The sequence below is a fragment of the Limnoraphis robusta BA-68 BA1 genome (assembly GCF_034932365.1).
GTDB lineage: Bacteria > Cyanobacteriota > Cyanobacteriia > Cyanobacteriales > Microcoleaceae > Capilliphycus > Capilliphycus robustus.
In genome coordinates, this window is the sequence record NZ_JAYGHR010000028.1 from 14,867 (window position 1) to 36,820 (window position 21,954).

The window sequence follows — 21,954 nt, forward strand, 5'->3', positions numbered from 1 at the left end:
TCAACAAGCTCGACAGAGAAAACGCAACAGGGCTGATTGCCCACTCATCTACTTCTACTATTTTCACCCTTGCTGATGTTTGACTGGATTTGTAGGTCTAGGCCCCTAGCCTGAATTTTTAACAGTCCGATTCGGTTGAACTTCAGATTCTCCGTCTATGTGAAAATGTTATGCGTGTAAATGGTATAGAAATCGGGCATTATAATCTTGAGTTTGCGTGAGGTAATTTGTTCTAATGCAAAGTAATAAACAACCAGTCGGACAGCCCGCAGTCGCTCCCAATGCTATTGTCAACCGACAAGCAACGACCAACAATCGGAGAACCATTCTCAGTGTTGACTTGGGACGGACATCTACCAAAGCTTGTGTCAGTCGGAACCCCAATGAAGTGGTATTCATTCCCTCTAATGTCGCACAACTAACCGTTGAAAAAGCCCGAGGCGGTGGGTTTGAGTCTCGAGATACCGATCCGTTGTTGGATCTATGGTTAGAGTATCGCGGAGATGGTTATGCAGTCGGTCAACTGGCGGCTGACTTTGGGGCTAACTTGTTTGGTGGAGATACAACTGATAGTCCCTCGAAAGTCGATGATGCCCTGATCAAGACTTTTGCTTGTGCTGGATATTTTCAAATCAAAGGCGATGTTGATGTGGTCTTGGGTTTGCCTTTCTACTCTCAAGAGCAGTTTGAACGAGAAAAAGAACAGATTATCAGTTTGTTAACCGGACCCCATGTTCTGCTGTTTAGAGGCGAACAAATCACTATAGAGATTAAGAGTGTACGGGTGATGCCTGAAGGCTATGGTAGCTTGATTTGGTGTGAGGCTCAAAAAAGCAAGGAAACTCCCAATTTTGCCGATTTATCCGTAGCTATTGTTGATGTAGGACACCAAACAACGGACTTTTTGACGGTTGACAGTTTCCGCTTTGCTCGTGGGGTTTCCAAGAGTGAAGTGTTTGCGATGAGCAAGTTTTATGCAGAAGTAGCAGCAAAAATTGAAGGAGCAGACAGTCAATCTTTATATCTGTTAGAAGCCGTTCATCGTCCCGCAGGTCAACGCTTCTATCGTCCTCTTGGCTCCGCTAAACCTGCGAATTTAGATGAGATTGTACCCGAGTTACGCAAAAAATTCGCTCAAGAACTCTCTTCTCGTTTAGTGAAATGGCTCCCGGAACGAATTACAGATGTCGTCTTGACCGGTGGCGGGGGCGAGTTTTTCTGGGAAGATCTTCAACCTCTACTCAAACAAGCTCAACTTAGAGCGCATTTAGCTCAACCCGCTCGCAAGGCGAATGCTTTAGGTCAATTTGTCTACGGCGAAGCTCAACTGGTGAAGCGATAACTTCCTCGACTCAACCCGCCCCGGCTCAAGCCCTTAGTTGTTCGGTGTTAGGCTTTGCCTAAATGAACCGGAAACAGCAGACAAACAGGGCGGGCTGAATACTGAAGTCTCGGCGGAATTCTGATACACTGAAACCAATTGGCTTTGAGTCAAGGCTTCGATCGTGATTGCTTGCAGCTTGTGGCTGTAAACTTCAATCAGAAAGGGGAATTTAGATACAAGTCCTTGTCGGTGGTCAATTAAGCTGGGTGCGCTCTAAAAATCTGCATCCCCGATTTGGAATCTTGCAGGCAGAAACTTTTAACTTGAATTATGTTCCGGCCTAATAAAAAACTCACTCAGTCCGTTACGTTTACAACCGAAGATGCTGCCGATCAAGCTTTATGGGAAGCGATCGAAAAAGAGCTATCTCTGACGAAATATCAGACGTTTAGTAATCTCTGCAAGCAAGCCCTTTGGCAATTTCTGTTTGTCTCAGAGTCCCCCGCTACTCCACCCAGCTTATCATCGATGCCAGCTATGCCTGTCAGTTCTCCAAAGTTTGAAGAACAAATTACTCAACTTCAGAAGCAGCTTTCTCATTTAGAACATCAAATGTTAGCTTCTGAAGAAACTCGTTTTGAACAGCTTCAACGTCAATTAACTCAAATGACTCAACAGCTTGCTCAGTTACAAGTAGCTGTTACTTTACAACCGAGTTCACCGACTCCTGAAGCTGTTGTTACTCAAACGCCTCAACCTCCATCCATTCAACCTGTCGCGGAACCTGTCCAACCCGAAGAAAAGCCTACCCCTCAGCAAGAGTCCGATCCGGTTTTGCAGCGTTTGAGTTCACTGATTGATGACTTTTAGATCGGAATCGGACTGCTTGACTGACTCGGGAGAAATTTAGCTTACTGACGTTTACTGCCGGCTTTCTTTTTAGAAGCTTTTTCGGCTTTTTTAGCGGCTTTTTCGGCGGCAATTTTAGCTAAACGTTCTTGTTCTTTCTCTTCTTCTATTTTATCCAAATAGTAGTGATAATCGCCCAAATAAGTGCGAAACTCTCCCTCTCGAATTTCTACAATTTTGTTCGCAGCTTTAGAAATAAAATAACGATCGTGTGAAACAATAATCACGGTTCCGTCATAGCTTTGTAAAGCCTCCTCTAGCATCTCCTTAGCCGGGATATCTAGGTGATTGGTCGGTTCATCTAAAATTAGCAAATTAACGGGTTGTAGCAGCATTTTAGCTAACGCTAATCGCGCTTTTTCTCCTCCGCTCAAAGCACCGACTTTCTTAGCAACCGTTTCTCCACTAAATAAAAAACGACCCAAAAGCGTTCTGACTTCCTCGTTTTTCCAGTCGGGAACTTCATCATGGATCGTATCAAGAACCGTTTTATCTAAGTCTAAAGCTTCCGCTTGATTTTGTTCAAAATAACCCGGAATAACGTTATGTTTCCCTAAGCTAACTTGACCTTCACTCGGCTGTTCTAATCCCATAATTAGACGCAGAAGTGTTGATTTTCCACAACCATTCGGCCCTAAAAACGCAATGCGATCGCCTCGTTCTACAGATAAATCTGCTCCCAAAAATAGAATTTTATCATCATACATATGGACGAGATCTTTAATCTCAACTACACTTTGACCACTTCGAGGTGCCGGAGGAAAGTGAAATTTTAAGGTTCTTAACGCCCCAGTAGGTGCTTCAATTCGTTCTATTTTTTCCAGTTGCTTTTCACGGCTTTTCGCTTGCGTACTCCTTGTGGCACTGGCTCGAAATCGATCAACAAAAGCCTGTTGTTTTTCAAGTTCTTTTTGTTGGCGTTCGTAGGTCGTCAGTTGTGCCGCTTGTGCTTCAGCTTTCTGATCAATATAAGCAGTATAGTTTCCTAAATAAACCGTCGAAACACCCCGTTCCGTTTCGACAATTTGAGTACAGAGACGATCTAAAAATTCTCGGTCATGGGAAACAATCACCATCGGCGTTGTTAAGCCTTTGAGATAGGTTTCTAGCCACTCAATGGTTTGTAAATCGAGATGGTTTGTCGGTTCGTCCAGGAGCAGCAAATCTGGCTTTTGAAGGAGGATTTTTCCTAAACTCATTCGCATTTGCCAACCGCCACTAAAGGCGCTCACGAGGCGATCGCCATCTTCCGATTCAAACCCCATTTCGGGTAAAATTTTCTCAATTTGCGCTTCTAAAGCATAGCCATGAATGCCTTCAAATTGGCGTTGTAGGCGATCAAGTTTCGTAATCAGAGAATCAAGTTGATCGGGACTAGCCGTTTCCATGTCTCGTTGGACATGAGCCAGGGATTCTTGAATTTTATTCGCTTCTACAAATACCGTCCAAAATTCTTCACGAACCGTGCGAGTCGGATCTACTTCAAATTCTTGAGTCAGATAGGCAATATTCAAGCTAGCAGGACGAATCACCTGTCCCGAAGTGGGTTCTGTCTCACCTGCAATAATTTTGAGTTGGGTCGTCTTACCTGCTCCGTTGACCCCCACCAACCCAATCCGCTCTCCAGGTTTGACTTCCCAGTTGACATCTTTGAGAATAACCCCAGTGGGGTAAATTTTACTGATATGTTCGAGTCGCAGCATCAGGTATTGTCCAAGACAGCAAGGTTAATATGCAGAGGACGTAACCCCGGCATTTAGGTATCATACATTTTTCAATCAAACCCATCTTAACAAAAATTAACCCCCTTATTACAGTTATCAGTGAACAGTAACCAGTAACCAGTGATTGTTCACTCTAAACTCGCTTGATAGACTTCCGCCGCCTGTTGAACAATCGCTTTAAGATTTTCCGCTTCCCAGGGCTTAGTGACACATTGAAAAATTTGAGCCGCCTTCAAAATTTCCGGGTCATCTTCTAGAGCATCTTCAGAGTAACCCGTCAGCAGAATCCGAATCGTATTAGGGAAGCGATCGCTAATTTTGCTCAAAAATTCAATCCCAGTCATTTCAGGCATACTCTGATCCGAAATAATAATAGCCATTTCTCCTTCCGCATCTATAATTTTCATCGCGGTGGCTGGACTATCGGCAAGAAAAATCGGGAATTGACGGCGAAATGTTCTGTAGATCAGATCGAGGTTATCCTGCTCGTCATCAACCACCATGAGCTTGAGTTTAGATTTAGACATCTCTAGATTTGGCGATCGCACTCTTTAGCGTTGAATTGCTGGCTGATTCCAGGTACAGGTCAAGCTCAACTTTCTTACAAAGAAAAGCATAGAAGCGCAACCTGTACTCATTTTTGTTTTGTCTTCTAACCTATCATATATTTTCTGTCCCCTCTGCATCTGCTACCTGAACAATCCTGGCTCTAACAACGAACTGAAAAGAACGAGGCTGGAGAATTATTGAGTCAACCCAACAGAAATTCACAGGCGACTGGTTTCCATTGTCTGAGTTTTGAGAAACTCAGTGTTAACACCTGACTCACGAGTCAGAGCAATCTTTCCAGTCCGAGCAATTTCCCGAATCCCAAAGCGACTCAGCACTTGAATAATCGCAACCATTTTTCCAGGATCTCCGGCGACTTCCACCGTAAGAGTGTTTTCCCCAATATCAACAACTCGCGCTCGGAAAATTTGAGCGAGTTCAATAATTTCTGAACGCATGGCACTGCCATTGCAGTTAATCTTCAGTAGCATCAACTCCCGTTCAACACAGGGAATTTCAGTAATATCCTGGACTTTGAGGACATTAATCAGTTTATAGAGTTGTTTGGTAATCTGCTCGATAATCCGATCATCTCCCGAAACGATCATTGTAATTCGAGAGATCCCGCTTTGTTCAGCAGGACCGACTGCCAGACTTTCAATATTAAAACCCCGACGTGCAAATAAACCCGCAATGCGAGTTAGAACACCCGCTTCATCTTCTACTAAAACAGAAAGAGTATGTTTCATCTTGAATTACCAAAAATTGCTGCACACGCCCCTACCTTTAGGTATGGGGATACTAGGTTTGGAAAATGCTATAATAATTCTACTGGCCGGGTATTCAACCAGTTGAAAAACCCAGCATCTAATCGATGCAATGAACCTTGAAAACTTAAGGTATGGGGTTCTTGCCAGGAATGCTTTGGCAAGATAAAACCTTAAAGCACCAAGTACAGAGAATCAAGCATTTTTTTCTCAAGTACGGTAGGGCATACCGAAACTATCTCTGAAATGGGATGAACGACTGGGGAGACGAACCCCTCTGGGGCAGATTGGGAAACCAGCTTGCTGTAAGGGTTGTCAATGAATCAGTAATCCAAAACCGCTCGTGTTTGGAGAATCCCCTTTCTTTAGAAATGGGGAGTATGTCAAATTAGGCTGCGCTCGACGAGATCAACTCACCTCAAAACTTGAGCTTGATCAACAATCTGCATCTCTCGATTTTATCGAAAACCTTTCACCAGTTTTCAGGAATTTAACAGTTCTAGCAAAAGCTAGGTAAAAGGCAATCATGCGCTCATTGAAATGCAAGATCTAATTTTGAAACAGCCCTGGCGTGTAGGGGCGGGTTTTACAAAGATTGAGGTGACGGACTCACAATCTGATCAACCCCCCAAATGAGTGACCCATTTTTTGAGGGATTAGGAATGAGGGATTGGGATAATAGTACCATCTGACCCAAACTCCCAACCCCAAATCCCTAACACCAGTCATTGCTGAATCTTGTTTAGCCAGAAGTCTCGGGTTTGGGAACTTCCTCCGTTTTCATCACCACTCGCAACAGAGGCGGAGCTACAAAGGTCGTGAGAATCACCATTAAAATAATGGCAACATCTAAAGCCGGTGACAACGCCCCACTATCAGAACCCACAGCAGCAAACACCAGTCCAACTTCACCTCGAGGAATCATTCCCACACCAATCGCCAAGCGGTTAACTTGAGGTAAACCAAAGACACTCCAACCCGAAACCACCTTCCCAATCATGGCAACTATAATCAGAAAAGAGGCAATAATTAAACCTTCACGGTTTTCGGGTATGGCGGGGTTAAGCACACTCAAGTCCGTTTTCGTTCCCACCGTCACAAAGAAAACTGGAACGATCACATCAGCAATCGGTATAATCAGATTCTCTAAATGTTGGTCTTCAATATCAGTCTCATCGAGAACTAAACCCGCCGCAAACGCCCCTAAAATCGCTTCTAGGTTAATCGCCGCCGCAATATAAGCTAGAATCAACGCCAACGTTAAAGCCGGAATCACCACTCTACCGCGAGTTTTGAGCTGTTTAGCCAGAGCAACAACAGTGCTGTTAAAAAAGCGACCAAGGAGAATTGCGCCCACCAGGAAAACGCTTGCACTAATAATCAGGTAAACCGCATTGAGAACATCAACTTCCCCGGTTTTCGCTAAACTGGCAACAACTGCTAGAACGATAATTCCTAAAATATCATCCATCACCGCAGCCCCCAGGATAATCTGACCCTCGGTAGACGAAAGTTGACCAATTTCTGCTAAAACCCGCGAGGTGATGCCAATGCTAGTCGCCGTTAAAGCTGCACCTGCAAAAATAGCTGCAATAGGGGGCGTATGAAAAATCAGGATTAAGCCGGCGGTTCCAGCAGCAAACGGAACTGTCACCCCGACAACCGCCACGAATAAAGACTGGATACCGACTTCGAGGAGTTGTCTGACGTCGGACTCTAATCCAATTTCAAACAATAAGATAATTACCCCTAATTCAGCGAGAACCGAAAGGACTTCGCTAGTCGCTTCATAGGTGGCTTGAGCGGCTTGAGGGTCTAACGCCGTTGTCGCTTGCAAAATGGTCATAATCAGGGAGCTAGTGTGATCCCCATTTTCAGGAAACACCACTAAATGCAGGGCAGACACCCCGATCACCACACCACCAACCAGTTCACCCAGTACAGGCGGAAATCCTAACCAGTTAAAAAATTCTCCGCCGATTTTACTGGCCATGAAAATGGCAACTAAACTCAGCAACACCCCACACAAAATCCAGACGGATTCGGGTTCGGCAGATGCTTCTTCTGTCGCAGTTGCCAGTAAGGGGAGAATATCAAATAAGGGAATTGAAAACAGAGGGGAAAAACTCACCCCGGCAACGAGATCAATCATTCATTCCGCAGAACTCATCGTGTTTAGTCTAACTGAAGAAGGATCATTCAAGTTGACTCAACTAGAACACTCGATGCTTGAGACAGGGCATTTGGACACGCACTTGTTCCAGGCGAGTTGGTTGAATTTCTGCGATCGCCACTCCGGGTTTATCTCCGGCATCATCTAAAATCACACCCCAAGGGTCGATAATCATCGCATGACCGTGAGTGTAGCGCCGACCATAGTGATTTCCCGTTTGCGCGGGTGCAACGACGTAACAGGTGTTTTCAATGGCTCGGGCTTTCAGCAACACTTCCCAGTGATCTTTTCCGGTATAAGCCGTAAAAGCCGCCGGAACAAACAGAACTTGGGCGCCTTGATGGGATAAATGGCGATAAAGTTCAGGAAATCGGACATCATAGCAAACCGATAAGCCTAAATTTCCCAGTTCCTCGGACTGATAAACCGACGGTAACTGTTGACCTGCCATAACAGTAAAAGATTCGTGATAGGTATTACCATCGGGCAGGTTGACATCGAATAAATGCACTTTCTGATACCGAGCCAATTCATTGCCACTCGGATCAATCAGTAAAGCTGTATTATAAACTTTGTTATTTTCAGTCGGGACTGGAAACCCTCCCGCCAGTAACGTCACTTGAAAGCGTTGGGCTGTGGTTTTGAGGAATTTTTCAGTCTGTTGAGCGATTTCCGAGGCTTGAGAAGATTTTTCTTGCTCGTCGCCCATAAATGAAAAGTTCTCTGGTAAGCAGACTAACTCCGCCCCTCGACGCACGGCTAAATCGATTAACTCTTCTGCCTCAGCTAGATTCTTTTGTAGCTTGGGCAGACTTGTCATTTGAATTGCAGCAACAAGATAGGATCTCATAGAGCCAAAAACGACCTGGGGACAGTTAGCGAAAAACGATACTGACAACTACCGTTATCTCCAAACAGTATAACGGCAGATTCTGATTGAATTATCGAATCTTCAAGGGGGACTGAGGATCAATAAGGATCAATTTCGAGGGATCGAGTTCATCCCAGTGACAGGACAGACAAGATTTTGTTCCTCTTGATTTGAGGATTATTTCGATTTCCTCGCTCTCAGTCCCCCAGATATTCCTAGTATGACCGATTACGGTTTAGAGCGGGTGAAACAGAAGATCCGGGAAGAAACGATTGAATTCAATTAAGATTCCAGCCGTAATTGCAAACCACGCAGCCGCTAATACAGGTGCCGTTGAGAGATAGGTGAGAAAATTCTTCATGGGATTATATCTCCTTTTGAAAGGTATTCAAACAGAACAGTTGATAGGCTCAAGCCCAATTAGCGGGGTGAAACCGTGATTTCGTTATCGTTGGCAAACATTTCGCCAGAAGTTGCTTGCTTGAGTGCCGCTAAAGGCCAGATAAAGCCGCCTAGCATGAATTTGATTGCTACCGGAACGTCGATAATAATCTCTTTTTCGCCGGGGTCTTTGGTTGTTTTTGCGTATTGTAGGTAAGCCCGACCAACCCAACCAATCCATCCTGCAATATACAGGAATAAGATACTGGGAATCAAGAACTCACCAGCATGAGCGAGGCTACCATCTACAATCAAGTGAGGCAGACCATCTTCCCCACACAACGCTTGAGAATACCGCTCAAACCGTGCTTTAGCCAGATCCGGGTTTCCACTGTTGGCGATGGAAATCTTCGCCCGTTGCTGAAATGCTGAAGATTCCGAACAAGGGGTTAAGTTATACGCTGAAGCAGACGGCACAATACTGATCCACAAACCAAAAGCTAAAACTATAGCCAACAATCGTCGCATAGAACTGTTTCCTTTTGTTACAAAACAATAAGTTTTCTGTACAATTGTTTCAGACCGCTCGTTGAGAAGCCATCTGAATTCTTTCGAGCAAAGTACAAGACATCCTCGTGACAGACTCCCCCTGACCCTAATGAGGGTTTTGTGGGAGTTTCTTTTCCTACAGGATAAAGTTTTGGATGTCCTATGTGTTCAGGTTACGCTAAATGATTAAGCTACTAGAAGTAACCCAATCGTTTCAATCAAGAATTTATCAGTCAATGGCTACAGTTTTAGCAATTGAAACAAGTTGTGACGAAACCGGGGTCGCAATCGTAAAAAATCGTAAAGTTTGCAGCAACGTTGTGGCATCCCAAATTGCTATTCATCAAGAATTTGGGGGTGTTGTCCCGGAAATTGCCTCTCGACATCACCTCGAAGCCGTTAATCTTTTGATTGACCAAGCTTTAGGCCAAGCTGGACTCACCTGGACTGATATTGATGGCATTGCTGCGACCTGCGCCCCTGGGTTAGTGGGTGCTTTATTGATTGGGATAACCGCCGCCAAAACCCTAGCCCTATTACACCACAAGCCGTTTTTAGGCGTTCATCACCTCGAAGGCCACATTTATGCAACCTATTTAACTCAACCTGACTTAGAACCCCCTTTTCTCTGTTTGTTGGTTTCAGGAGGTCATACCAGTTTAATTCGGGTGTTAGACTGCGGAATATACGAAACCCTCGGCCAAACGCGAGATGATGCCGCAGGTGAAGCGTTTGATAAAGTAGCAAGACTACTCAATTTAGGCTATCCGGGTGGCCCGATTATTGATAAACTGGCAACCGAGGGAAATCCCCAGGCTTTTCCACTCCCGGAAGGGAAAATTTCTCGACCCGATGGCAGTTATCATCCCTATGATTCCAGTTTTAGTGGCTTGAAAACCGCAGTTTTGCGTCTAGTCCAAAAGTTTGAACGGAGTCAAGAATTACCCGTTAATGATATTGCAGCCAGTTTTCAGCAAACCGTTGTCAACAGTTTAACCAAACGTGCGATCGCCTGTGCGTTAGACTACGGACTCAATACCATAGCAGTGGGTGGGGGTGTCGCAGCGAATAGCGGTTTACGCCACTATCTCCAAGAAGCGGCCCATCCTCATAATATCCAAGTCTTGTTTCCCCCCTTAAAATATTGTACCGATAACGCCGCCATGATTGCCTGTGCAGCCTGTGATCATCTCAATCGAGGTCATACATCATCTTTAACGTTAGGGGCAACTTCTAGGCTCAAAATTGAAGAGGTGATGCAGCTTTACAGTGAACAGTGAACAGTTTACAGTTATCAGTGAACAGTGACCAGTGACCAGTAACCAGTAACCAGTGATAACTGATAACTAATAGCCGATAACTGATAACTGATAACTGATAACTGTAAAAACTGGTCACTGATAACTGTAAACTGTAAACTGTAAAGAACCCGCCCCTACTGAACTCCTGAACTTCTGACTTTTGCCTTTTGCCTTTTGCCTTTTGCCTCTCTTACAAACTGTGCTTCTGGCGGAAACCGCCGGGCCGCAAGTTTGCGCTTTTGCCTTTTGCCTACAATTTACACTGAAATGAAACCATTCCAAAGTACATTAGAGGGAATATTGCTAACAAATCCTAACGCTGTATTTGAGCTATTGTTAATAATTAGAGTGCCGGGACTACCAAGCAAATTAAAGGGAACTAAGTTAAGGTTTATAGAGCTTAACCCTTCTGTTAAACCGATTTGATCAACTCCGACTTGAAAATCTGTAATAATATCAGCTTGAGTAAAATCCGAGGTTGCAGCCGAGGTTGAAAGAATAAACACATCAGAATTTAAACCCCCAGTCAAAATATCTTGACCTCTATCTCCGCTTAAAATATCATTTCCTGTCCCTCCATTTAACAAGTCGTTGCCTTGACCACCAAATAAAGTATCATTTTCGCTATCTCCGTTGAGCGTATCATTTCCTAAACCTCCACTGAGATAATCATTTCCATCACCACCGTTTAAACTATCGTTTTCGGGAGTTCCGAGTAAGACATCGTGACTTTGATAGGAGTTGGAAATATTGCCGGAATTGTTGAACTCAGTAGCGTTTAAGTTACTACTATTATTGTTTCCTCCATATTGAAAGAAGGGAAATGTACTGAACGTTACCTCACCTGTTGAAGTGATTTCTCCGGTAACAGGATTAATTTCAAAAGGTTCAAAATCGGAAATCCCAACCCCTTCTGGATTACCCGTAACAGGTACAATGGGACGGAGTGTTCCATTCTCTAGCTCAAAAAATACCTCTTCTCCAGCTAAAGGAACATTGGGTACAATCGGGGGAACAACGATGCTATTAACAACTGTTTCGCGAGAAGGCGGATTAATTCCACCAAAGTTGATGACACCAAATCCTCCATCATTGAGAAAAAATACCATAGCAATTAAGAGTGTTGAGGACTTAACTTTTAACTGTACTCAACTGTTCTGCGATCGTGTGTATGCTAATTATCAGTATAAAAAAACTAATCACGGGAAATAATACGGTAGAGCGGAAGCCCCTCGAATTTATTCGGGGTCCGAAGCGCGACACGAGCGGCTGCCGCCTGAGAATCAAAAAGCATATAGATACCCATCTTTTTGATGTAGAGGAACGCAATATTTGTGATTAATCCCAGATACTCGCGCCTGAGCCGTTGAGATATCAAAACTGCCAGAAGCTCGACAAAGGACACGACCTTTATAGATACCCATCTTTTTGCCTTTGGTAACAACAGCTTTAACAATATCTCCTGTCTTGAAACCTTTATGGACTTGTTGTCTAGAGCGGTGACGAATAGGAAACCCATACTTATTAGTCCCGCACATTTGACGGCTACCATGTCCGGTTGACTTGATTAATAAAGGTTGATTAGTTTCTAGGCTTAAGGATTCCATTTTTCCGACGCAAGCCGCATCAATCCAATCAGCTTTAGGAAGTTCTAGACGACAACGATTATATTTAGTCATTCCGCCTGAACCTGTGTGAACTTGAAGTCCGGTTGCCTTGAACTCGTTATACAACTTCCAACGGGTAGAGTTGATGGCAGCAGCGTCTTTTAAAGGTGCTTTAGCCTGAGACAAGACCCGTTTAAGTACACTCGGTTGATCCGATAGAAACTGCTCAATTTCTTGATTTGATTTAGTTTGATTGCATGAATGGCAAGCAATAGTTAAATTAGAAACCCGATCAGAACCGCCTTTAGACTTGGGCTTAATATGCTCAACTTCTAAGGGAGTCTCTGTAGCCCCACAATAAGCACATTTTCTGCTCCATTTCTCTAGTAAGTATTCTCGAACCTCGTAACCGTGCAATTCCCCTTGCTGATACTCCGTGCCTGATATTTCAGGGTTGTTAATTTTTTGAGTATCGAACCGAACCAGTTCTTGGTATATGCAGTCAATCGGGCAAAATTTTGTGAGTCTGTTAACCCAAGTCATAGTAGTTTGCACTCGATGATTTAAGCTTGGAGCCAGTCTTCCATCCGAACGTTTACGGTTTAAAAATCTGGCTTGACGGTAACGAGTTTTACGATTTCTACGTTCTCGTCGAAGCTGACGACGACTGAGCAAGGCATCCTTTATTTGTTGACCCCGATGAGTTAATTCTGCTGCCCAAATAACTGACTCATTAAGTAGCAAGGCTAAACCCGTTATACGACTGCCCGGATCTATTTTTAGCTGACAACTCGTGGAAAACTCCTTAATAACCTTTTTTAAAACAATAGTGAAAGGATACCGACGATAAATAGCTGCCTTGCCTGCTTTTAATAGGCTTCGAGCTATAGAAGGTTTGCATGGTGTTAGTGGTTTTTTGTTGGTATCTACTACCAGGACATAATTAGACATTGTTGTGTCCAAACTCTATGTGAATAGGTGATTTTTTCCTCGCCAATGTTTTTAAAACTTGTCAGGCTAGCTGCACTTTCTTACCCCTCGTAGGAATGTTTAACAACTAACGACAGAGCTACAGACTGGAAAGCATCTATAGGTGTCATGATCCTAAAAACGTAGTCAGTTAAGACTTAGGCTGGTCAGCTATCTAAAGGGAGGCATGATGCCCCGTCTCTTTAGAGCGGGGTGCTGACTGTTCCCTCTTTTTCATTTTTTCTTCCCTACCCCCTATGCCCTATCCCCTGTTCCCTGTTTAGTGGTGTTTTTGGAGAAGGGTTAAAATGTGGGAGGCGATCGCTTCAGTTTGCTCTACCATAGCCAGATGTCCGCACTTGGGAATTTCAATTACGTTACCGTCTCCCTGTTTAAACATCCAGTGAAAACTAGCAAGATAACGCACATATTGGGGTTCCATGACTCTATCTTCGGTTCCCGCTAAAAAATAAACAGGTTGTTTGAGGCGAGAAACCAATTGAGGGAGACGATGAACTTCGGCTTCTGTGGTGGAGTCTAACAAAGCCCCTAAAGCTGCTTCGGGTGCAGCACCGACAAAATCAATCAGCCGTTGGCGTCCCCAGTGACGGGCTATGGGACGAGCGACTTGAGTCTGGGAAAACAGAAGATCAAGCAAGGGAACAGTAGCTAGCCAACGGGGACGAAACTTAACGATTTGTTTTCCCGCCGAACGAAATTTCTCGAACTCTTCTTTGAGGTAAATTCCGCCTCCTGCGTTAACACAAATAACCCCCTTCACCTGTTCGGGAAGTTGGTCAGCAGCCTGTAGCGCTATCGTTCCCCCGAGAGAATGTCCCACAAGCCAAGCTTGGTCAATTTTGAGGTGTTGTAACAATAAAGCTAAATCTTCGGCGTAGGAAGCCGGAGTGTAGCTGAAAGTGGGCTTATCCAATACACCCCTTGTTTGAGAAAAAAGTTGAGAATCACCAAACCCCCGTAAGTCATAGGACAAACATTGGTAATCAGGTTGTAACTGTTCAATTAGCGGTAGCCAATAGCGACGGCTCAACAGCCAGCCGTGAATAAAAACAATAACAGGATTTTCGGGGGTGGGTGGGGTCAACTCGTAAGTGTGTTTGACACCTTGAATCTCGATAGTTGTCATATGTTAATCCTACCCTTTTTCAGTGACCAGTTAACAGTGACCAGTGACCAGTTACCAGTTACCAGTTACCAGTTACCAGTCATCAGTGACCAGTGACCAGTGGGGACAGTTATCAGTGACCAGTGACCAGTGACCAGTGGGGACAGTTATCAGTGACCAGTGACCAGTGACCAGTGGGGACAGTTATCAGTGACCAGTGGGGACAGTTATCAGTGACCAGTTTTTGCCTGTTGCCTATTGCCTTTTGCCTTTTGCCTTTTGCCTTTTGCAAGATTGCATGATTGCCTGTTGCCTGTTTAAAACCGTTCTCCCATGAGTCGTTGACGCATTCCTTCGGCGATTTTTTGGCCAAGGTAATCGGGAATTAAGCTTTCGTTCGGGCCAAGAAGATAGAGAATTAAACGGGTTCGGCCCCGCCAGACTAACAAATTAGCGTTGACGACTAACAGATCCTCTTGCCAGATGGCATACATGACCTTGTAAAATAAGCCAGGTTGGTTGTCGGCTTCTATCAACAAGGCTGGAAGATGAAACACAGGATCAACATAAAATTCGGTAGCAACATCTTCCAGGCCTGCGTCTAGATTAAATTCTACAGCTAACATTTCCTCCACTTCAAAGTGTCCGGCGAGGGCTTCTCGAACCGCTCGACAGACATTATCTGCGGTTTTATCCGTGAGTGCTTTACCCCCTCGGGAAACCACTAACTTGATAAAAACCAACATCGGAGGATAAATTTGTCCGTATAGACTGAGATTATGGATCGTTAAACCGTAAGCAGCTAAGACCCCAAAAATATCGCTCAGAAGAAAAGACTGATTGCGGTAGGCAAAGTGCAACGCACTTCGACTTCCCTCGGGTTTGATCTCAATAACCGCTTGTCTGGTTTTGTAAATCTCATAGGCCAGCTTGAGGTTTTGGAGTTGAATTTCACTACTGACAAATTGCTCATAAAACTGTGGGAACGCCCGATTGAAGCGTTTTAGCAGTTCCAGCGTTGACGATTTTAAGCCCAAAGCCATAATTGAGGAGAAGGTACGGGAGATATACTACTATCTAGTACGGTCATTCAACGTCTACTACCTTAACCACACCTGCATGGGTTTCTGGAAAAACTTGTTTAGCGGTTCTGATTCCACTTCGAGTTCCTCGACAGCAGACTACGAGGTTCATAATAACGGGGACAGCGATGCTGCACCCCAGGCAGTTCGCACATCGACTAATAGTAATGGTCGCATTTTTTTTAGTACAGATCGTGATATCGATCTCTATGAGCTAGAAGAACTTTGCAGTGCGGTGGGTTGGTCTCGTCGCCCTTTACGAAAAGTTAGAAAGGCTATCCAACATAGCTTTTTGGTCGTTTCGATGTGGCAACTCCAAGGCAAGCAACGACGGCTGATTGGGTTTGCCAGAGCAACTTCTGACCATGCTTTTAATGCCACGCTCTGGGATGTGGTGGTTCACCCGGATTTCCAGAATCGCGGTTTGGGTAAAGCTCTGATGAAGTTTATTATCAAAAAGTTGCGTAGCGAGGATATCAGTAACATTACTCTGTTTGCTGACCCCCATGTTGTAGATTTTTATCGAAATTTGGGCTTTATACCTGACCCTGAAGGGATTAAGGGAATGTTTTGGTATCCAGATTGAGGGGACAGCTGATTAGGCAAAAGACAATAGGTTACAGGGGACAGGTAACAGTGAAAAAACGGGTGACGACTGTGTAGAGGTAATTCATCAATTACCCCTACCAGACTGCTGACTGTTAACTGGTGACTGATTTCCCACTTCTTGGTGAGATGGAAATTTTGCAATTTTCACTGATTTGCTGTACACTAAAGTTAGTTCTGTAAAAATTACAGTTCACGGGATGTAGCGCAGCTTGGTAGCGCGCCTGCTTTGGGAGCAGGATGTCGCAGGTTCAAATCCTGTCATCCCGATTCTTCATTTAAACCTGGTAATACGGAGACAATCACGCTATGCGATCGCAGTCTGTGATATTCCTCTCAAATCTCCCCAACTCTGGAAACCTCAGAGGTAGCTCGTCTGTTCGGTCGGTCAGTGGGGATTGTGGTAGGATGAGTAAAAATTATGGTTAAATAATCCGTAACAAAAAAACTAAAGGGTGTTTGTGGGAGAAAAATCTCGGGTGAGGTCGTCTAGGAACTTGTCTGTGTTCAAACAAAAACGGTAGCCTTTTCCTATAGGCTTTAACGTTTGTGTTTTTGGTTGATGTGAGTGCGATCGCTCAAAAAATAGAGAGGTTAAAGTCTGATATTTTGACATCTCTAGACTCTGACTATCTAGAGCAAAACTCTAGCAGATCAACACCGAAACCCGATCAAATTCAAAGGCTAAAATTGAAGTCATTGAAGGGAACAACTCAGCCGGGGTAGCACTTGAGAGAGGATTGATTCTAACCTCTTGACTGACTAAACAGTGTGTAGCAGACCTAGAAAGATACCGAAAAAACATTCTTAGAGTAGGTTAAATCAAAGGGATTTGTGTGGCACTGAGATCTAAAAATAGGTCTAACTATTGATTTAATGTTCTTTCAGAATAAAAACAGGGAAAGATGATGAAATTAATTGCTCGCTTAAGTGTGGTATTTGGAATAGTAGGTAGTCATCTGCTGATTAACCCTGTCTTACCTCCGGGTATACCTGGCTTTTTCTCAATGGGAATTCAGCCAGCACTCGCACTCACACCCGAGCAAATTTTAGAAAAATTGGGGGCTGTACCTGTATTCACCATTACAGATGCAGAAGGTTCACCTTTGGTTGGAACGGCTGAAAGTGGAGGCCAAAGTGCTTCTGTTGTAGAAGTGTACATCAGTCGTCAGGATGCTCTGGCTTTTATTAACAAGCTGAAAACCGAAAATCCTCAACTGGCTTCTTCAGTACAAGTCACGGCTGTACCTCTGGGAAAAATTTATGAAATTGGTCAGCAAAATCAAAATAACCCAGAACGGTTAATGTTTGCTTTTGTACCCACTCAACAACAGTTAAACTCAGCCAAGTCAGTTTTACAAGCAAATGGTCAAGACATTAATCAGTTTCGGGGAGTTCCCTTATTCATCGCTAGAGCGGGGGCAGATGATCGCGTGATTACCGTCCAACAGGGCGATAAACAGGCGATTCCCTTCTTTTTCACCAAAGAAGACCTACAGGGAATGCTAGAACAGTTTAAAACTCAACAGCCGGATTTAATTTCTTCGGTCAAAATAGAGGTCGTGCCGTTAGAGGTTTTACTCGAAGCCTTTCGCACGGATAATGACCAATTTTTAGACTTGGTGATTTTGATTCCCCCTCGCGAAACAGTGGAATATATCCAACAACAACGGCAATCTTCTGGCGGCCGATAAAGGCTTGTGAATCTCGGTTAAACGGTTGAGCATCCAAACCCCTATTCAGTATGATAGACAATGCGGTGATCACAGGTCAACAGCTTTGGGAATGGTTACAGAAGGCAAAAGCAGAGGCAATTGCTGCTGATATCTGTGTAACTGAAGTCGATTGGTTCGTACAAGAATGGGTAGGTTTGGATCGCCTCAGTCTGCGTTTGGAATCGTTTAAGGACAGCCCAAAGGTTAACTTACGGCTTCCGTGGTCAGATTTTATGCAGTTGTGGGAACGACGCCTAAAACAACGAGTTCCCTTACAATATCTCACCGGGGTAGTTGGTTGGCGTCATTTTAATTTGACGGTTTCGCCTGCGGTGCTGATTCCCAGACCTGAGACCGAATTAATCATTGATTGCGTGGCGGATCAGCTTAAAAGTCCTTCTCAGCCCCTTAATTGTCACGGGGATCTCTGGCGGGGACATTGGGTCGATTTGGGAACCGGAAGTGGGGCGATCGCACTAGGACTAGCAGAGGTGTTAACGGAAGCTCAGATTCACGCAGTTGATTGTAGTCAAGAAGCCTTAGCGATCGCTCAAAAAAATGCTGAAGATTTGGGTTTTGCTAACCGCATTCAGTTTTATCAGGGCCAATGGTGGGAACCGTTAGAATTTTTGCGGGGACAGGTAAGTGGAATGATCGCCAACCCTCCTTATATTCCCACAAAAATGATTTCAACTTTACAGCCCGAGGTGGCAAACCATGAACCCCATTTAGCCTTAGATGGGGGAGATTCGGGGCTGGTTTGTATTCAACACTTGGTAGAAACGGCGCCGACTTATTTGCATTCTGGAGGAGTCTGGCTGGTGGAAATGATGGCCGGACAGGGTGAACAAGTGGTTGAGATGCTCAAGGATCAAGGCTGTTACACTCAAATTGAGCTGATTGCGGATTTAGCGGGAATTCAACGATTTGCCCGGGCTTATCGTCTGTAGAACTTTAAACGCTTAACTGACTGTTGACATCCTCCCCTCGCTTTTAGCGAGGGATTCCTAGACTTCACAATGCACGGTTTCTGCTTCACCCACATCTGCGTACACTACCAACCTTGGTTGATTATGTCCCCGTCTTACGTCATGTCCACAGACTTTCGACCCATTGCAGAGTCCCGATTCCGCCAGCCCTGCGGTACGGTGTCTTGTCAGACTTTGTACTTGTTGCTTAGAGTTTTTACCCAATCAAGCTTTCCTGATTGGAACCCCCAAACTCGAGTTTTCAAGGTGCTAAACCGATTACTTGATTTTTGTATTTCGGTATTTTTCAATTATACAACTATGGGAGGCACGGCTTTCCTCCCGTCGCTAAAAGCGAGGGTTGACCGCCGAGAGAAAAGATGACACAAGTTTCTTTGGATACTCTCGTTGAGGCAGCAATTTTAGGAAATCAGGTGGTCAGTTTTCCGACAGATACGGTTCCGGCATTGGCTGTTAAACCGGAACGAGCGGAGTTGATTTTTCAACTCAAACAACGCTCTGCTGATAAACCCCTGATTCTGATGGGAGCCACCCCTGAGTCACTCTGGCCGTTTGTCCAAACTCAGGGTGAGGAATGGTCAGTTTGGAGTCAAATCGCCCGTCAGTATTGGCCGGGAGCCTTAACGCTTGTTTTACCCGCGAGTGAAAAAGTTCCTCATGCCATCAACCCTAGCGATCCGACAACCATTGGTTTACGGGTGCCGAATGCGGAAATCACTCGCAACATTCTCCAACGAACAGGCCCCTTGGCAACGACTAGCGCCAATTTATCGGGTCAACCGCCCTTGTTAACGATGGCTGACATTGACGCTCAGTTTCCACAAGTGTTGACTCTGCATCCTCGTGAATTCAAAATCATACCAGAAGCAGAGTGCATTCCTTCAACGGTAGTGCAGTGGAACCCCGATGGAACGTGGAAGGTATTACGCCAAGGAGCTGTCAAGTTAGAATTTCAATGACACATAGGAAGAGATACTAAGCTAATGGGTTGGAGTGAATTTGTATATTTGGCCGTGGGGGTAGGTCTGGGTTTGGGAGTTAAGGGAATATTGCCGAGTCAGGCGAGAAAACCTTCAAATTCTAATTCTCAACCGGAACTGACAACACATCTAGAGCAGTTACATCGGATTTCTGAGCAGTTGAAAAATACTCAACTGGCTTATCGTATGGCCTTGGAAATGAGCCAGTTTAAGGCAGGTTTTTTGGCTCGTACCTCCCATGAGTTGCGATCGCCTATTAATAGCATTATTGGCACGCTTCAGTTAATTTTGTCGGATTTGTGTGAAAGTCCTGAAGAAGAAAAGGAATTTATTCAGCAAGCCTATGGTTCAGCTTTAAAATTGGTGGGATTGCTTGATGAGATTATCCAAGTTGCCAAAACCGAGCATGGTACGGAAAAGATGAATATTCAGCCGCTTTTATTGGCTGAAATGTTTGAGGAAGTGGAGGATTTAACCCACCTACAAGCGGCTAACCGCAGTATTCGGCTGAAGTTTCAAAAACCGGATGTTCAAGTCAGAGTTATGGCGGATAGACCCCGACTGAGACAAGTTTTAGTGAGTTTGGTTGATACGGCGATCGCTCAAATGGAGGAAGGAATTGTTAAGGTATCGAGTAGTATTTCACCGGAGTCTGGATCGGTTTATGTTTGGGTGGATGATCAACGTCCGGTGAGCGCCTGGAGTGAATCTTGGGATTTACTCCAGTCTACTTTAGACAAATCTGCCCGACAAACGGCTTTGACTTCGGTTTCCCATACTGAAGTCGAGGAACTCTCTCCCGGAATGCGGCTGTTAATGAATCAAACGCTCCTGGGATTGATGAACGGGTCATTAGAGGTTGTACCCATTCCGACTGAGGGAGAGGACTGCAATTTTACTCGGACTCAATGTTCGCTCCCTCTAGCCTAAGCTGTGCCGATTTAGCCGCTATAGCTAACTGCACTTTCCGCTTGTTCTAGATGGTGTTCGGCTCGGGGTAAACTTTCTAAGGGTTGATTGTACAAAACCATCGTTGTACTGGCGTTGTACTCAAAGCCAATCCGCTCGTAAAATTTTTGTTGATGAGTGGTCATCAGATAAACACGCTCAACCCGACACATCAGGGGGTGACTGAGGACGGTTTGAACCAGTTTCCGCCCGAGTCCTCCGCCTTGATAGTCAGGATGAATCACAACATCCCAAATGGTGGCGCGGTAGATTCCATCAGAAGTAGCACGGGCAAAACCAATCATCTCTTGTCCATCCCAAACGGTGACGACGGGGTTACTGTTAGCAACTGCAATTTCTAAGTCTTCTGAGCATCGTTCCTTCGCCCAAAATGCAGCGAGTTTAAAGAGGGTTTGAAGCTGTTCGATATTGACTTTGGAGCGATCATCACAGAATTGGATATGACGATAGTCTTTTGCAGTGCTTTTCATAAGTTCGATTTTCCTTGTTTGTATAGATAGATTGAAGGCAAACTGACTGTAATTTTCAGCTATTTGGGAACTTTAGCTATATCTAAATCTACAATTTTACAAAAAACTCAACTCTAATGAAATCTGCTCAATCTGAAGTTATGGATTAGAGGCTTGAGCGAAAGTTTGACTGATTCCTTAGAGCGACTGTTCTTTCAAAATTTTAGTGGCTTTGTCGATCTTTGCATAGATTGAACCGAGTAAAATTAGTAGAAGTAGACCGCTAGTTGAGGTTCGTGGTAATCAACTGATTGAGTGAAGGAATGCTCTAGATTACCCTTGAGATATCTAATAACAGTTATGGATCTAGTTTGTCCACTGGTGTCAATAGGCGATAAGCTTTAGAGCTATTTCAATCTTCATACTGTTAAATGTATAACAGTTTTTCAAAATAATCAAGTATTTTTGAAAATTTTGAGGAGATTTTTGTGGTGATTTCCTGACATTTCATTGGACTGGCATTTTTGAATTCTTGACCGATGTTTCAACTGAATAAATCCAAATCACTCAGGGCAATTGACGAGAGTAGTAGGAAGGTTGAGGGGTCTGCTTCAGTATCGTGGGACGAAAAAACTCTAGAAACTTGAGTATAGGATATGGCAGAAATTCGGCTTTCTTTTATGAGTCGAAAAAGTAAAACTAATGAATTGATGAAACGACTATATTCTCTCTGGGTTGTGTATTCCGGTGAGGATGGGGTGTGGGGTGTAGGGTGTGGGGATACCGCTGTGAACTACCGACACTAAATCGAAGCGATTATAGTGTCGGCTTCTAATATCGCGGGGGAATGCCTTAGAACGGACTTGCGTCCCAACTTTGGTCTTACTCCCCCTCCATTAGCAGAAACGGCTGTT

20 protein-coding genes and 1 tRNA gene are annotated in these 21,954 nt (G+C 44.4%); 9 read left to right on the plus strand and 12 right to left on the minus strand.

Annotated elements, in window-relative coordinates:
- The first annotated feature begins 235 nt into the window (after window positions 1-235).
- Complete coding sequence (locus tag VB836_RS11570) at window positions 236-1,342, plus strand: ParM/StbA family protein (RefSeq protein WP_323219473.1); 1,107 nt, start codon at window positions 236-238, stop codon at window positions 1,340-1,342.
- A gap of 312 nt (window positions 1,343-1,654) precedes the next feature.
- On the plus strand, window positions 1,655-2,194 hold the full coding sequence (locus tag VB836_RS11575; protein WP_323219474.1) for a hypothetical protein: 540 nt from the start codon (window positions 1,655-1,657) through the stop codon (window positions 2,192-2,194).
- Between the two features lie 41 nt (window positions 2,195-2,235).
- Here VB836_RS11575 and VB836_RS11580 read toward each other — a convergent pair whose 3' ends face one another.
- The 7 genes from VB836_RS11580 to VB836_RS11610 all read right to left on the minus strand — a co-directional run bounded on the left by VB836_RS11580 (window position 2,236) and on the right by VB836_RS11610 (window position 9,226).
- Complete coding sequence (locus tag VB836_RS11580; protein WP_323219475.1) at window positions 2,236-3,936, minus strand: ABC-F family ATP-binding cassette domain-containing protein; 1,701 nt, start codon at window positions 3,934-3,936, stop codon at window positions 2,236-2,238.
- A 149-nt stretch (window positions 3,937-4,085) separates the two neighbouring features.
- Window positions 4,086-4,484 carry a response regulator gene (locus tag VB836_RS11585; protein WP_323219476.1) on the minus strand — a complete coding sequence of 133 codons (399 nt, stop codon included), beginning with the start codon at window positions 4,482-4,484 and terminating at the stop codon, window positions 4,086-4,088.
- 240 nt (window positions 4,485-4,724) lie between these two features.
- Entirely contained in the window at window positions 4,725-5,255 is a 531-nt protein-coding gene (gene ilvN / locus VB836_RS11590; RefSeq protein ID WP_323219477.1) for an acetolactate synthase small subunit, read from the minus strand.
- A 760-nt stretch (window positions 5,256-6,015) separates the two neighbouring features.
- Window positions 6,016-7,425 (minus strand): cation:proton antiporter, encoded by a 1,410-nt coding sequence (locus VB836_RS11595; RefSeq protein ID WP_323219478.1) that lies wholly within the window; start codon window positions 7,423-7,425, stop codon window positions 6,016-6,018.
- 61 nt (window positions 7,426-7,486) lie between these two features.
- A complete protein-coding gene (locus VB836_RS11600) occupies window positions 7,487-8,296 on the minus strand; it encodes a carbon-nitrogen hydrolase family protein (RefSeq protein WP_323219479.1) in 810 nt (269 codons plus the stop codon).
- Between the two features lie 256 nt (window positions 8,297-8,552).
- On the minus strand, window positions 8,553-8,678 hold the full coding sequence (gene psaJ / locus VB836_RS11605; protein WP_072075533.1) for a photosystem I reaction center subunit IX: 126 nt from the start codon (window positions 8,676-8,678) through the stop codon (window positions 8,553-8,555).
- A gap of 59 nt (window positions 8,679-8,737) precedes the next feature.
- Window positions 8,738-9,226 (minus strand): Photosystem I reaction center subunit III, encoded by a 489-nt coding sequence (locus VB836_RS11610; protein ID WP_323219480.1) that lies wholly within the window; start codon window positions 9,224-9,226, stop codon window positions 8,738-8,740.
- 257 nt (window positions 9,227-9,483) lie between these two features.
- Here VB836_RS11610 and tsaD point away from each other — a divergent pair, with 257 nt between their 5' ends.
- A complete protein-coding gene (tsaD, locus tag VB836_RS11615; RefSeq protein ID WP_323219481.1) occupies window positions 9,484-10,527 on the plus strand; it encodes a tRNA (adenosine(37)-N6)-threonylcarbamoyltransferase complex transferase subunit TsaD in 1,044 nt (347 codons plus the stop codon).
- Window positions 10,528-10,805: 278 nt separating this feature from the next.
- On the opposite strand, the gene VB836_RS11620 is transcribed toward tsaD, so the two are convergent.
- The 4 genes from VB836_RS11620 to VB836_RS11635 all read right to left on the minus strand — a co-directional run bounded on the left by VB836_RS11620 (window position 10,806) and on the right by VB836_RS11635 (window position 15,293).
- Complete coding sequence (locus tag VB836_RS11620) at window positions 10,806-11,657, minus strand: calcium-binding protein (RefSeq protein ID WP_323219482.1); 852 nt, start codon at window positions 11,655-11,657, stop codon at window positions 10,806-10,808.
- 174 nt (window positions 11,658-11,831) lie between these two features.
- Window positions 11,832-13,106, minus strand: coding sequence for an RNA-guided endonuclease IscB (gene iscB / locus VB836_RS11625; protein ID WP_323219483.1), 1,275 nt, complete (start codon window positions 13,104-13,106; stop codon window positions 11,832-11,834).
- Between the two features lie 298 nt (window positions 13,107-13,404).
- Complete coding sequence (locus VB836_RS11630) at window positions 13,405-14,271, minus strand: alpha/beta fold hydrolase (protein ID WP_323219484.1); 867 nt, start codon at window positions 14,269-14,271, stop codon at window positions 13,405-13,407.
- A gap of 296 nt (window positions 14,272-14,567) precedes the next feature.
- Window positions 14,568-15,293, minus strand: a complete 726-nt coding sequence (locus VB836_RS11635; RefSeq protein ID WP_046277733.1) for a hypothetical protein — start codon at window positions 15,291-15,293, stop codon at window positions 14,568-14,570.
- A 76-nt stretch (window positions 15,294-15,369) separates the two neighbouring features.
- Here VB836_RS11635 and VB836_RS11640 point away from each other — a divergent pair, with 76 nt between their 5' ends.
- The 6 genes from VB836_RS11640 to VB836_RS11665 all read left to right on the plus strand — a co-directional run bounded on the left by VB836_RS11640 (window position 15,370) and on the right by VB836_RS11665 (window position 20,552).
- The gene (locus VB836_RS11640; protein WP_046277734.1) at window positions 15,370-15,918 is read left to right on the plus strand and encodes a GNAT family N-acetyltransferase; all 549 of its coding nucleotides are present in this window, start codon (window positions 15,370-15,372) and stop codon (window positions 15,916-15,918) included.
- Window positions 15,919-16,134: 216 nt separating this feature from the next.
- A tRNA-Pro gene (locus tag VB836_RS11645) sits at window positions 16,135-16,208 on the plus strand.
- A gap of 635 nt (window positions 16,209-16,843) precedes the next feature.
- Complete coding sequence (locus VB836_RS11650; protein ID WP_323219485.1) at window positions 16,844-17,632, plus strand: Tic22 family protein; 789 nt, start codon at window positions 16,844-16,846, stop codon at window positions 17,630-17,632.
- Between the two features lie 50 nt (window positions 17,633-17,682).
- The gene (prmC, locus tag VB836_RS11655; protein WP_323219486.1) at window positions 17,683-18,603 is read left to right on the plus strand and encodes a peptide chain release factor N(5)-glutamine methyltransferase; all 921 of its coding nucleotides are present in this window, start codon (window positions 17,683-17,685) and stop codon (window positions 18,601-18,603) included.
- A 398-nt stretch (window positions 18,604-19,001) separates the two neighbouring features.
- Window positions 19,002-19,601: an L-threonylcarbamoyladenylate synthase gene (locus VB836_RS11660; RefSeq protein ID WP_323219487.1), complete on the plus strand. Its 600-nt coding sequence runs from the start codon at window positions 19,002-19,004 to the stop codon at window positions 19,599-19,601.
- Between the two features lie 24 nt (window positions 19,602-19,625).
- The gene (locus tag VB836_RS11665; RefSeq protein WP_323219488.1) at window positions 19,626-20,552 is read left to right on the plus strand and encodes a sensor histidine kinase; all 927 of its coding nucleotides are present in this window, start codon (window positions 19,626-19,628) and stop codon (window positions 20,550-20,552) included.
- 11 nt (window positions 20,553-20,563) lie between these two features.
- Here VB836_RS11665 and VB836_RS11670 read toward each other — a convergent pair whose 3' ends face one another.
- Window positions 20,564-21,061, minus strand: a complete 498-nt coding sequence (locus VB836_RS11670; RefSeq protein ID WP_046277739.1) for a GNAT family N-acetyltransferase — start codon at window positions 21,059-21,061, stop codon at window positions 20,564-20,566.
- Between the last annotated feature and the right edge of the window lie 893 nt (window positions 21,062-21,954).